This is a genomic window from Arthrobacter sp. Bz4 (genome assembly GCF_003075455.1).
Lineage (GTDB): Bacteria > Actinomycetota > Actinomycetes > Actinomycetales > Micrococcaceae > Arthrobacter_D.
Genome location: NZ_QDAE01000008.1, coordinates 73,105 through 86,205, shown reverse-complemented (window position 1 = coordinate 86,205; position 13,101 = coordinate 73,105). Strand labels below are relative to the sequence as shown.

The following is a 13,101-nucleotide window of genomic DNA, read 5'->3' as shown; positions in this document are numbered from 1 at the left end:
GTTTTATGGAGGCGTTTTCATGTCGTCTGGATCCAGCATGACGGACCAGCCAAGTTCCGACACTTCTACCGGAGAGTTCATCAGTCACTACTATGAACATCTCGCTGAAGAGGACGCCAAGGCACACACAGCTGAAGCGCTCAAAGAGCGCGCCCTGCGACACCGTGGCCTCGCCGAAAACCGCCAGGTTGGTGAAGCGGCGGTAGACATCTTCGACCAGTCCGACGCCAGCGTCATCATGATCGTGACCGATGATATGCCGTTCCTGGTTGACTCGGTGGCCGCCGAGCTGGTGCGCCATCAGGTGGCCATCCGGCTCGTCATGCACCCCACCTTCATCGCCACCCGGGACCGGGCAAGTGCTGCGCTGCACAAATTGCAGCGGGTACCGTCCTCGGCAGGTGTGTCCAGCGGTGATACAGCAGCTCTGCCCAACGTCTCACACTTGATCGCCGACGGCGACGTTGCAGCCCACATCGAGTCATGGATCGCCGTCGAAGTAGGCCGGATCCTCGACGACAACCGTCGCCAGAAAATCATTGCCGGGCTGACCAACGTTCTCGGCGATGTACGCGCAGCGGTAGAAGACTGGCCCGCCATGCGCAGCAAGGTCCGCGAGATCGCCGCGTCCCTCGACTCTGTTCCAGGTGGCGCCGACATCCCCGACCTTGACCAGGCCCGGGAGTTGCTTACCTGGCTGGATGCCGGAAACTTCACCTTCCTGGGGTTCAAGGAATATGACCTCCTGACCGACGACGACGGCCAGGACGTTCTGCGGATCGCAGACGGGAACGGCCTGGGGCTGTTGAGGCACCCCGTCGGCGGACGTCAGGTCCAGCAACTCACCAGCGCCGGCAAAGCCAAGGCCAGGGAGAAGCGAGCCCTGGTCATCACCAAGGCGAACTCCCGCTCGACGGTCCACCGTGCCGCCTACCTCGACTACATTGGCGTCAAACGATTCGATGCGCAGGGGAACGTCAACGGCGAACGCCGGTTCATCGGACTCTTCGCGACCAGTGCGTACACCGGCTCGGTGCGCGGCGTGCCGATTGTGCGTGACAAAGTCAATGCTGTCCTGTTGCAGTGCGGCTTCCCACCCGACTCGCATTCGGGCAAGGATCTCCTGTCCATTCTCGAGACCTACCCGCGCGACGAGCTTTTCCAGATCGAGGTCCAGGACCTGATCACGACGGCGATGGGGATCCTGAAGCTCCAGGAACGTCGCCGTACACGGCTCTTTCTGCGGCCAGACATTTACGGCCGATTCATGTCGGCACTGGTCTTCCTGCCACGTGACCGGTACACCACCGGGGTGCGCCTGCGGATTGAGCAGGAACTGCGACAGACTTTCAAAGCCGAATCCATCGACTACGAGGCGCGGATCAGCGAATCTGCCCTTGCGCGGCTGTTCTTCCGTATCAGGCTGCCGCGGGGCGTTGAGGTTGCACCGGTGGAACCGGCAGCGCTTGAGCAACGGCTGGTGGGTGCTGCCCGGTCCTGGTCCGAAGGTATCGATGAGGTGGTCCGTGGACGGTTCGACCGGCGGACTGCCGAGGACGTCTCGGGTTTGTGGGCTGAAGCTTTTCCGGCCAGCTACCGGGTCGACTACGAGGTGGAGGACGCCCTTCAGGACATCGAACGTTTTGAACGGTGCGAGAAGAACTCCCCAGCCGCGCCGGTCATGCACGTGTATGTTCCCGAGGGAGCAGGCGAACGGCTGGAGGAGGACGCCCGACTAAAGCTCTACCTGACGGAGCCCAAAAGCCTGAGTCAGATCCTTCCGTTCCTCCATAACCTCGGACTCGAGGTGCTGGATGAACGCCCCTTCGAGGTTGAGCGCTCCGACGGCAAGGAATTCTTCCTGTATGACCTGGGCCTGAAGTACCCGGCGGGCATTGATCCTGTTCGCACCGGCCGGCTGCTCGAGGAATCGTTCGCCGCAGCTGTGGCTGGGTCTTCCGAGTCTGACCCGTTCGACCGGCTGGTCCTTCGCGAAAACCTCCACTGGCGTCAGGTGGTGATCCTGCGCAGCTATGCCAAGTACATGCGGCAGATGGGCAACACCAACTCCTACGGTTTTGTCGCGGACACCCTGCTCGCCAACGCAGCGGTCAGCCGCGCACTGGTGATGCTCTTCGAAGCGCGGTTCGACCCCGACCTCAGCGAAGCCGAACGGGAGTCACTCACCGACAGTGCGCGGGCCACCCTGGAGTCCGGGCTGGAACAGGTTCCCACGCTCGACGCCGACCGGGTCCTGCGCACCTTCGGAAACCTGATCGGCGCAACCCTGAGAACCAATTACTTCCAGGACAAGCGCCACGTCAGTTTCAAGTTCGACACCTCGGCCATCGACGGGGCACCCCACCCGCGGCCCAAGTTCGAAATCTGGGTGTACTCACCGCAGGTCGAAGGTGTCCATCTGCGGTTCGGCAAGGTCGCCCGCGGAGGGTTGCGCTGGTCTGACCGTCGCGAGGATTTCCGGACCGAGGTGCTCGGTCTGGTGAAGGCGCAGACGGTCAAGAACGCGGTGATCGTTCCGACTGGCGCCAAGGGTGGTTTCTTCGCGAAGCAGCTTCCCAATCCTGCGGTGGATCGTGCTGCCTGGCTGGCTGAAGGACAGGCAAGCTACCGCACTTTCATCCGGGCATTGCTCGATATCACCGATAACCTGGTGACAGGCGACGACGGCGAAACCGTCGTCCCTCCGCCCCGCGTGGTGAGGCATGACAGCGACGACAGCTACCTGGTGGTGGCAGCTGATAAGGGCACAGCCGCGTTCTCCGATATCGCCAACGAGCTATCGGCCGAATATGGTTTCTGGTTAGGGGACGCCTTCGCCTCAGGCGGGTCGGTCGGCTACGACCACAAGCAGATGGGCATCACGGCCCGCGGCGCGTGGGAATCGGTGAAACGGCACTTCAGCGAGTTTGGCGTCGACACCCAGGCCGAAGAGTTTACGGTGGTGGGCGTCGGCGACATGAGCGGTGACGTCTTCGGTAATGGCATGCTGCTGTCCGAGCACATTCGGCTCGTTGCGGCGTTTGACCACCGGCATATCTTCCTCGACCCGACCCCAGACGCGGCAGCATCATTCGCCGAGCGGAGTCGGCTGTTTGACCTCCCACGGTCAAGCTGGGAGGACTACGACGCGGCACTGATCAGCGAGGGCGGTGGGATCTACCCACGGCAATCCAAGACTGTGCCCATCTCGGCCCAGGTCCGTGCGGCTCTTGGGCTGGATGAGTCAGTAACCACGCTGAGCCCGCCAGAGCTGCTCCGTGCCATCCTCTGTGCGCCGGTGGATCTCCTGTACAACGGCGGCATTGGCACATACGTCAAGGCATCCAGCGAAACCCATGCAGAAGTCGGGGACAAGGCCAACGACGCGATCCGCGTCAATGGCAACCAGTTGCGTGCCCGGGTTGTGGGTGAGGGCGGAAACCTTGGGATGACCCAGCTGGGGCGCATCGAGGCTGCACTGGCTGGTGTGGTGCTCAACACCGACGCGATCGATAACTCGGCAGGCGTCGATTGCTCGGACCATGAGGTCAACATCAAGATCTTCGTTGACCGGATGGTCCGGACTGGTGCGCTACCCGCGGCGGAACGCGCTGAATTCCTGCACTCGATGACTGACGAGGTAGGACGGCTGGTCCTGAAAGACAACATCGACCAGAACGTTCTGCTCCTGAACGATCGGCAGCGTGTTCTGGAATGGAGCCCCAGCTTTGAACGCCTCATGGATTGGCTGGAGACGAACGCGGACCTGAACCGGGAACTTGAAGCGCTGCCCACCACGCAGGAACTGCGGACCCGCGTGGAGAGCGGACAGGGGCTTACCTCACCCGAGCTGTCGGTGCTGGCAGCCTACGTCAAGATTGAACTGACCAAGGCCCTCACCAATAGCGATCTGGCCGACGACCCGTGGTTCGGCAGCACTCTGAGGGAGTACTTCCCCAAACAGCTGGCAGAGCGCTTCGACAGCCAGCTCGATACTCACCCGCTGCGGCGCGAGATTATCTCGACGGTGATCGCCAACGACATGATCAACCTGGGCGGTATCACGTTCGCTTTCCGGGTGATGGAGGAGACCTCGGTGTCGGGGCCGGTGATTGCCCGTGCATTCGTTGCGCTGCGCGAAATCTACGACCTCGATGCTTTGGTGGACGCGCTGGGCGAACTTCCGGCGAGTTTCCCGACCGAACGATGGTCAGCCGTGCATCTGGACATGCGTCGGCTACTCGACCGGGCTGTCAGGTGGTTCGTCAACAATGTCGGGCAGGGCACGTCAGTGGCCGACGACATCGAGACATTCAAGCCGCTGATGGACCCGCTGCGCACCCATCTTGTTGACTACGTGCGTGGGAGGGACAAGGAGCGGGTCAACGAGTGGTTTGCCCGCGCAGAAGAGTGGGGTTTGCCGGACGATATTGCCCGGCACTGGGCCGAACAGTTCGAGTCTTTCGGTCTGCTCGATGTCGCCCTGATCACCCAGCAAATCGACGAACCAGTCGAACGCATTGCCCAGGTCTACTACGCCGTCTACGACAGGTTTGCTGTCGACAACCTGTTGGAGCGGATTACCACCCTTCCGCGCAGGGACAGGTGGCAGGCACTGGCCAGGGCAGCATTACGGGACGATCTGTACTCGGCGATTGCCGATATGACCGTCTCGGTGATGAAGGCTTCGTCGAGCATGGAGGGGGCAGAAGCAGGGGATCGGCTCGTCGCCTGGGAACAGCAGAACGCCGAAATGCTTGAGCGCGCCCGACACATGTTCGCCGAGATCAACCGCCTCGAACGCGACGACATGGCGTCGCTGTCGGTTGCGCTCCGGTTGCTCCGGTCGATCGTCCGACGGTAGGGCCGGAAAGCTCGTGGCAATATTCACTGATCCGATCCGTGAGTACGCGCATTTCGGACCAGGCGATGCGGAATGGTTGCATCTTCTGGTCGGGGATTGGCAGATGGTTGCTGATCTAGCCTTCGCCGACCTTGCGCTCTGGTTTCCCCTGGACGACGGTGGGTACGTAGCGTTGGCCCATGTGAGGCCGTCCACCTCCCACACCGTCTTTCACACGGACTTCGTGGGGGAGCGGATCCGGGCCGATCTGCTTCCGCTGGTCGACAAAGCGTGGATGAGCCAAAAGATGGAACGGTCCGGGGATACGAACTGGACCACCGAAATGGCTATGCGGGTCGAAGCGGTGCCGATGGTGCGGAACGGTCGGACCCTCGCGGTGGTCACCACACATATGGACCTCTCCAGTTCCCGAATGCCTTCGCGGCTTGAACTGACTTACCGCCAATGCGCTCACGATCTCCTCCGGATGGGCACGCTCGGGCTGTGGCCGGATTTCGCAACCCCCACCGGTTCCCGGCGCGGAGCCCCACGCGTTGGCGATGGGTTGATTCGGCTGGACGTCGAAGGAGTTATTCAGTATGCGAGCCCGAACGGCGTCTCGGCATTCAGGAGGCTCGGCGATGTTGAGACACTGGAAGGCAGGTCTTTAGCGGAGATAGTCACCTCGCTCCTCACCGACCGGCGCATGGTCGATGAAACCCTCCCGCTGGTGGTTACTGGCAGGATGCCCTGGCGGACGGAAATCGAATCACGTGGTGTGAGCCTGTCGCTGCGGGCCATTCCCCTGCGCGACGAGAAGGACCGGTTCGGCGCTTTGGTGCTGTGTCGGGATGTCTCTGAGCTGCGCCGCAGGGAGATGGAGCTGGTTTCCAAAGACGCCACCATCCGGGAAATCCACCACCGGGTGAAGAACAACCTGCAGACCGTTGCCGCATTGCTGCGGATGCAATCCCGGCGCATGGTGAGCGACGAAGCCAAGCAGGGGCTGGAGCAGGCGATGCGCCGGGTAGGGACTATCGCCCTGGTGCACGAGACCCTTTCGCAGGGACTATCCCAGAGCGTCGACTTCGACGAGCTGATCGCACGGCAATTCCGGCTGTCGGCTGAAGTAGCGTCCCCCGCCCACGTAGTGCGTACCGAACGCGCCGGGTCATTCGGCGAACTGCCCAGTGATTTCGCCACGCCGTTGGCCCTGGTGATCAATGAACTGGTCACCAATGCGGTGGAGCATGGGCTCGCGGAACGAACCGGTACGGTGTGGCTTCTCGCCAATCGACGGACGGGCAGCGACGGCGACGAAATCCTGAACGTCACGGTCGCCGACGACGGGATCGGCCTGCCCTACGAAAACCACAAGGAGGGCCTTGGCCTTCAAATCGTCAGGACCTTGGTCACCAGCGAGTTGGATGGCACCATCGAGTGGGCGCCACGGGAGGGCGGCGGGACAGCCGTGTCTATTGAGCTGGGATTGCATGACAACCGCTCATGACAGCAGTCGCTCATAGCAGCAGTCAGTCCATCACAGCGGTGATTCTCTACAGCGGTGATTTTCCACAGCGGTGATTTTCCACAGCATTAGGTAACAGGAACGGATCGCCACCCCCGGGGGTGGCGATCCGTTCCTATTACCTAATGCTGGTCAGCGTTCGTGGCCCCGACGGCAGTTAGGACGCGCGACGAGCCCGGGCGGCGCGACGTTTGAGAGCGCGGCGCTCATCTTCACTCAGTCCACCCCAAACACCGGCATCCTGTCCCGATTCGATAGCCCACTGAAGGCAGGTGTCAACCACCTGACAACGACGGCAAACGCTTTTGGCTTCTTCGATCTGAAGAAGGGCAGGCCCAGTATTTCCGACCGGGAAGAACAGCTCCGGGTCCTTGTCCAGACATGCAGCGCGGCTACGCCAATCCATGTACGATCACTTTCTCCTTCGGCGATCCGTGTTTGTGAAAACATTCACGAATGGCCACATAGTAAAGGGGCCAGTACGGCCCCCGGTTGCTTCTTCCTCAAGGCTGTCACGTTAAATCGAAGCAAACAAGAGGAAACAAGCGGTAAATTGTGCAATGTGGTGAGTTATACATCACAGCCATTAGCAGCTGGCACGGAAATCAATGCGTCGCTTTGATTCGACTATGTCGGGTGGCCGCCTCCGTGTCAAGACCTCGGATGCTCGGCAGGATCATCATGACTAGGCTTGAGAAACCACAAGCCTCGACGGCTAGACCAAAGAATTAGGGTGCAGAAATCGTCATGGCGATTGACTAGATGATATGGATACGTTTATGCGGAAATTGCAGCTAAAACGAACGACTTTCCCTCGGGTGACACGCTGATGGCGGGCGCAACTGGCGAGGCAACACCCGAACCTCTTCCCGCCGGTGCTCGTCCGGCCGGAGCTAAAGTTATTGCTGCGATTCTGTTGGTGGAGGCGCTCGGACTGCTCGCCGCCGCTGGGTGGTACCTGTACGGGCTCCTCACCAGCACACCCACCTCGCTCGGCGGGGCAGTCTTCACCATGGTATTCCTCGTGGTGCTCGCGATCTGGCTACTTGCGGTCAGCTACAACCTCCTCCGCGGGTACCGCTGGACTAGATCCGCTGCGCTGGTGTTCCAACTCTTCATGATCGTGATCGCCATACCCACGCTGTCAGCCGGCGTCGTGATTGTGGGTGTGGCCCTGTTGCTACCGGCGGCGGCCGTCGTGCTGCTCCTGTTCACCAAACCAGTTGTCGCCCACACCACGCGTACGGCAGACAGCCCCAAGGTCCTTTAACCAGGGGGGAGCGCAACCTGGACCTCAAGTGGGTCACCGTGGCCCAGCTGAAACCCACGCCCCGGGGTGGGGCAATCATCACAGTCCAGTCGTACGCCGAAAAAATCTCCATCAGATGGTTGACGGGGGGAAAGGACCATTCCCGCCCGTGTCGATCGTGCCTGGGCTGCCAACGGGATTCTGGTGACCGCAGGGCTGTTCAGGGCCGTAAGAATGAGCCGATAGCCCGCCGCGACCAGCACAGCGAGATGGCGGTGCGTCTCGGGTGCGAGCCGATCGGCGTCATCAATCAGGAGAAGAGCATCGGGTGGCTCATCACCGGCACGGTGGGCCAGGGCCAGGTCCCTCCAGAAGGAGTCCGGCTCGGCCTGCGAGCCCGGGCCCAGACATACCGTGCCGGTGGGTACCGACGCCGCGATGCGCTGGAGGAGGGTGGTGCGCCCCGAACCTGCGCTGCCCAGGACAAGGAACACCGAACCCCTCGTCGGCTCAAGGTAAACCACTCGCAGCTCGTCGCCGCCGACGCCGATTGGTATGCGCAGCGGACCCCCAACCGGGGCCCTGAACAGGTCGCCGGACGCGCGGACTACCGAGGGAATGGGCAGCACCCGGAAGGGCTGCGTCGTCGGCTGTGGCCCGGTGGCAGGGTTGACGGTGGGTCCGGTTATTCGTCCGAGGGCCACCTGTCCCAGGGCGCCCGCTGTGGTCCCGATCGGCCCCTGAGCCAGGCAGCGCCCGGGTAGATCTTCCGTTGGCGAATGGGCTGGCCACGTCAGAATCGTTTCTCGGCCCGCGCCCAGAGGAAAATACAATCGATTGGGAATTTGAGTAAAAAACTGGGAGTTTGTCAGCTCACGTCCGCCGGCAGCAACCAGGGTGGTGCCAGCAGCGAGACCGTCCCGGGCAATGTCCTGCAGAAGTCCTTCGGCCCAAGCCCACCGACTGTTTCGGAGCGCTCCCGCCCAGCGGCCCCACCCGGAAATCACCACAACCAGCCCAGGGTTGGGGGGAGCGCCGTCGTCGGATCCGGGGGAACGCGAAAGCCGGGTGATGACCTGCTCGGATATCAGCTTCAGAACGCGTGCAGCTCGCTTGAGCTCCTGCGGGCCGACATACGCGCCTACCTGGGGCGCCGGGGCCGCCCACCCGAGGCTCCCATCGCCGTCCAGAAGATACAGGTGATGATCCGGTACCCGGTGCACCAGCTGATCCACGAGGTGTACCAGGGCATCGGTGGTCCCGCCAGGCGGGCAGCCGACCAGTGCGAGATGTGATTGCTCAACAGGGGACCACAGGAGTTGACGTTGGGACTGCTGCTCCGGTAGATCGAGCAACCCCAACGGGACGGTGCCCGGGGGGCTGGACGGGTCGGGAAGTGGTGGCACTATTGCGGGTAGCTCTGGCAGGACCGGATAGTGCAGCGGAGCGCCCGGTTTCATGGCCGTGGCAGCAGCCAGCACAGTCACCAGCCGTGTGGCCAGCTCGGGAGCTATGGGTGTGGGAATCACCGTCCGCTGGCCCTGCACCGGGGTGGGGCTTGCGGCCTCTGGCTGCCGGAGGTAGCTGGCCAGGGCGACAACTCCAGCGCCGGTCGCACCCTCGTTTCCGGGCGCTCCTGTTGATGCAGTCTGAAATTCGATCGGGTTCCCGGATCCCACTTTTAGAAGGGCTCGTCCGGGTGCATCCACTGGGATGGTGGCTGCCGCCGTGGATCCGATGAGATCGTGAGACTCAAGCGCTGATCCGACCCGGAGCGCCATGGTGGCGGTCACGTTGGCCCTGATATCCGGCGACAGGGCACCTTGAGGGCGTTGGGTTGCCATGATCAGGTGAATGCCCAGCGACCGCCCGAGGGTGGCAACGCGCATCAAATCCCCCATCGCACCGGGAACATCTTCCACGAGCATTCGAAACTCATCGATGACCAGAACCAGGCGGGGGAGCACTGGTCTGTCGGGGTCCGGCCACTCGCGGATATCACCGACGAGATACCGTGCGAAGAGTTGCTCCCGTCGCCTGATCTCTGCCAGCAAGGACTTGAGGGCCCGCGCCACTGCGGCCGCCGACAGATCGGTCAGCAGGCCCACGGCATGCGGCAGGTCGGAGAGTATCCGCAGCGCGGCACCACCCTTGAAGTCAATGAAGAGAAAGTTCACGTCACTGGGACTGTGGTGGAGCGCAATGGAAAGAACCAGGGATCTGAGGAGCTCTGATTTTCCCGACCCAGTAGTCCCCGCAATGAGCAAGTGTGGTCCGTCCGAGACCAGGTCAAAGATCAGTGCGCCCGCAGCGCTGGGGCCAATCGGTGCGGCGAGGCCCGGCCCGGGCCTGGCCCAGGTGCGGATCACCTGCTCAGGTGCGGTCGGTACGAGAAGGGCGAGGCTGGTCCGGCCAAACGGGATTGGGAACTCTTGGCTGATACCAGCCACTGCCGCAGGACAATCAGCGAACCCCCGAATCGCCCGCGCGCGGGCAAGCCTGCCGAACGACCGGTTACCCACCAGGTCCGGGCGGAAACTGCTCGGATATCCTTCGGCCAGCAGATCGGCTTGACCGCCGCGAAGATCAATGCGCATCCCAGACCCGTCCGGCCCCGGGGGTAACTCCTCCCCAGGGCCGACCCCAAACCTGAAAATCGCAGCCAACCGTCCCCTCGGCGGATTCCAGAGGGCGCTCGATCCGAACAACAACACCGGTACCGGGAATTCGGCCCGGGAAAGTTCGGCGAGCGCCGTGTCCGTATCAGCCAGCACAATCCCAGGGAGAAAGCGTGCGTCCACCGGCAGTTCAACGTCGGTTCCAACACAGATCGCGGCACCGGGCGAATGGCTTAGCTGAAGCAGCAGAGATCGAGCCAGTCCCAGCAGGTGGAGTCCGGACCCCGAAATGCTGATCTCCGGCACAGGAAATACTGTTCCATTCGAAGCTAGTTCAATAACCAACGGAACATCAGTCAAAAGCGGAGGAGCCCAAAATCCGCCTGTCGGCTTGACCACCAGGTTCGCGTGCTGGGTTCCCTCCCCAATCCTGACGAAAACCGGGATTCCGTCCATTCCGCGGCGTACTGCCTGATCGGCACAGGTTGATGCGACGGCCTGTAAGGCCAGCCGGCCGACGTCGCACACGGCCCGTCGTCGATCTCGGTCCTCCTCGGCTGCCCGGGCGAGGGCGGCAGCGAAACCACGGCGTCCACGGCGGCGCGCCACCAGCGGAGCCAAGCCGAACCCGGCTGATAACACGCTGAAGCCCAGAAAAAGCCACATCCCGGTGGTCAGCGCCAGACCGATTCCCAGAGTGAGCGGAACGAGGGCGGCAGCCACCATCGCCGGGTTTGCGGTGACAGAGCTCGGGCGCGCTACCTCGAGGGGCTCTGAAAGATGGGGAACCGGCTCGCCCGGCGGGGGCTGATCTACCAGTGAGAGACGGCAACGGCTACCCCCTAGTCTGATCCTGGATGTGACCGAGACAGTAGCTTCACTTACCAGCGAATCATCAACCCAGGTCCCATTGCCTGAGGAGACGTCCCGCAGCAGGACACGATTCCGTTCGACGGTCAGCAGCGCGTGGACCCGCGACACTTCAGGATCGTCAAGGACAATGTCAGTTCCCGAGCGTCCGACCGAGTACGTACCGCGGGTTAGCCCTACCAGCTGGCCAGCATCCGGCCCGGAACAGACGACAAAGACCAGGTGTGGCGGTAATGTTCCGCCCCGGGGCCGGTCCGGGCAGGGAGCCGTGCCGCCTGCCACGACCACCGCCCCAGTCACCAGGGGTGCCACGCCGAGACTCAGATCCTCCAGCGGCTGACCCGCGACGGTGCACGCACCAGTGTTGTAACCAGCGAACAGAGCATCTCGGAGCGCCAGGGCCGACCTAATCAGCGAGGTGTCAACGACCAGCTCAATCGTCCTGCCCTGTGGCGGCGCCGAAGGGCAGGGCGCCCAAACCAGTGTGAGGTGAAGCAGCATAGGCCCGGACCTTCGGCGGAATCCAACGATTTCTGTCACCGACGCTATCGGCCCAGGGCAGGCCGGGCGGCCTGACGAGGCGAAAAGTGGACAAACGCAGATCAGGCGTTTTTCCCTGTGTGCCTATAGGCTTGACTACTGGGTCCGGCTGGACATGTTCTTTACCTGCCACTAGAGAAGGTCATTGTTTCGTGAAGATTGCTGTTATTGCGCTTGGGAAAATCGGGCTTCCGCTCGCCGTGCAGTTCGCGTCCAAGGGCCACGAGGTGGTCGGCGTGGATGTGAACGCTCAGGTAGTTGGGTTGGTGAACCAGGCGGTTGAGCCGTTCCCGGGCGAAGCCCATTTGCAGGAGAAGCTTTCGGAGCTGGTTCCGACGGGGAAGTTGCGGGCTACCACTGATTACGCGGATGCGGTGCCTGGTGCTGATGCTGTGGTGTTGGTGGTCCCGTTGTTCGTTGATGAGGATGCGAAGCCTGATTTCGGTTGGATGGATGCGGCGACGACTGAGCTGGCGAAGCATTTGACGCCTGGCACGTTGGTGTCGTTTGAGACGACTCTTCCGGTGGGTACGACCCGGACGCGGTGGAAGCCGATGCTTGAGGCTGGTTCAGGTTTGGTCGAGGGCGTGGATTTCCATTTGGTGTTCTCCCCAGAGCGGGTGCTGACCGGTCGGGTGTTCGAGGATTTGAGGAAGTACCCGAAGCTGGTGGGTGGGTTGTCCCCGGCCGGCGCGGCGACGGCTGTTGAGTTTTATGAGGCTGTCCTTGACTTTGATGACCGTCCCGATCTGCCTCGGGGGAATGGCGTCTGGGATTTGGGTTCCGCTGAAGCGTCGGAGCTGTCGAAGCTGGCTGAGACCACGTACCGGGATGTGAATATCGGGTTGGCCAATCAGTTTGCCCGGTTCGCGGCGACGACCGGGATTGATATTTATCAGGTGATCGATGCGTCGAACTCGCAGCCGTATAGCCACATCCATCAGCCAGGTATCGCGGTGGGCGGTCACTGCATTCCGGTGTATCCGCGGTTGTATCTGTGGAATGACCCTGACGCGACGGTGGTCCGTGCCGCGCGTGAGGCTAATGCTGGTATGCCGGATTACACGATTGGGCTTCTGGAAGGCGCGTATGGCGACCTTCAGGGTGCACGGGTGGTGGTGCTTGGCGCCGCGTACCGCGGTGAAGTGAAGGAGACAGCGTTTTCCGGGGTGTTCGCTGCCGTTGATGCGCTCAAGGCCCGTGGAGCTACCGCGTTGGTGCATGATCCGATGTACACGGATGAGGAACTTCAGCGTCTGGGTTTCGAGGCGTACCACCTGGGTGAGCCGATCGATGCCGCCGTGGTGCAAGCCAACCACAAGTCGTATGCGTCGTTGGGCCCGGCTGATCTTCCTGGGGTGAAGGCATTCATTGATGGGCGTCGGGTGAGTTCGGCTGAGCACTGGGACGGTGTGCTGTACCGGGTCATCGGCAAGGCCTGATCCTTTGCGAC

At 62.3% G+C, this 13,101-nt stretch carries 6 protein-coding genes; 4 read left to right on the top strand and 2 right to left on the bottom strand.

Going from position 1 to position 13,101, the window contains the following annotated elements:
- Nucleotides 1-19: 19 nt before the first annotated feature.
- Entirely contained in the window at nucleotides 20-4,864 is a 4,845-nt protein-coding gene (locus tag DDA93_RS08575; protein WP_116778506.1) for an NAD-glutamate dehydrogenase, read from the top strand.
- Between the two features lie 13 nt (nucleotides 4,865-4,877).
- A complete protein-coding gene (locus DDA93_RS08570; protein WP_019481726.1) occupies nucleotides 4,878-6,353 on the top strand; it encodes a PAS domain-containing sensor histidine kinase in 1,476 nt (491 codons plus the stop codon).
- Between the two features lie 175 nt (nucleotides 6,354-6,528).
- Here DDA93_RS08570 and DDA93_RS08565 read toward each other — a convergent pair whose 3' ends face one another.
- Nucleotides 6,529-6,777, bottom strand: coding sequence for a WhiB family transcriptional regulator (locus DDA93_RS08565; RefSeq protein ID WP_019483052.1), 249 nt, complete (start codon nucleotides 6,775-6,777; stop codon nucleotides 6,529-6,531).
- Between the two features lie 423 nt (nucleotides 6,778-7,200).
- On the opposite strand from DDA93_RS08565, the gene DDA93_RS08560 reads away from it, so the two are divergent.
- A complete protein-coding gene (locus tag DDA93_RS08560; protein ID WP_024475680.1) occupies nucleotides 7,201-7,641 on the top strand; it encodes a membrane protein in 441 nt (146 codons plus the stop codon).
- On the opposite strand, the gene DDA93_RS08555 is transcribed toward DDA93_RS08560, so the two are convergent.
- On the bottom strand, nucleotides 7,638-11,609 hold the full coding sequence (locus tag DDA93_RS08555) for an FtsK/SpoIIIE domain-containing protein (protein WP_116778505.1): 3,972 nt from the start codon (nucleotides 11,607-11,609) through the stop codon (nucleotides 7,638-7,640). The two genes, DDA93_RS08560 and DDA93_RS08555, sit on opposite strands and share 4 nt — an antisense overlap.
- Nucleotides 11,610-11,800: 191 nt before the next feature.
- On the opposite strand from DDA93_RS08555, the gene DDA93_RS08550 reads away from it, so the two are divergent.
- Nucleotides 11,801-13,090 carry a nucleotide sugar dehydrogenase gene (locus DDA93_RS08550; RefSeq protein WP_116778504.1) on the top strand — a complete coding sequence of 430 codons (1,290 nt, stop codon included), beginning with the start codon at nucleotides 11,801-11,803 and terminating at the stop codon, nucleotides 13,088-13,090.
- Nucleotides 13,091-13,101 lie beyond the last annotated feature (11 nt).

Excerpts from the sequence above, each read along its gene's own strand:
- DDA93_RS08575 (WP_116778506.1), top strand. The coding sequence starts at position 20 with ATGTCGTCTGGATCCAGCATGACGGACCAGCCAAGTTCCGACACTTCT.
- DDA93_RS08565 (WP_019483052.1), bottom strand. The coding sequence starts at position 6,777 with ATGGATTGGCGTAGCCGCGCTGCATGTCTGGACAAGGACCCGGAGCTG.
- DDA93_RS08560 (WP_024475680.1), top strand. The coding sequence starts at position 7,201 with ATGGCGGGCGCAACTGGCGAGGCAACACCCGAACCTCTTCCCGCCGGT.
- DDA93_RS08555 (WP_116778505.1), bottom strand. The coding sequence starts at position 11,609 with ATGCTGCTTCACCTCACACTGGTTTGGGCGCCCTGCCCTTCGGCGCCG.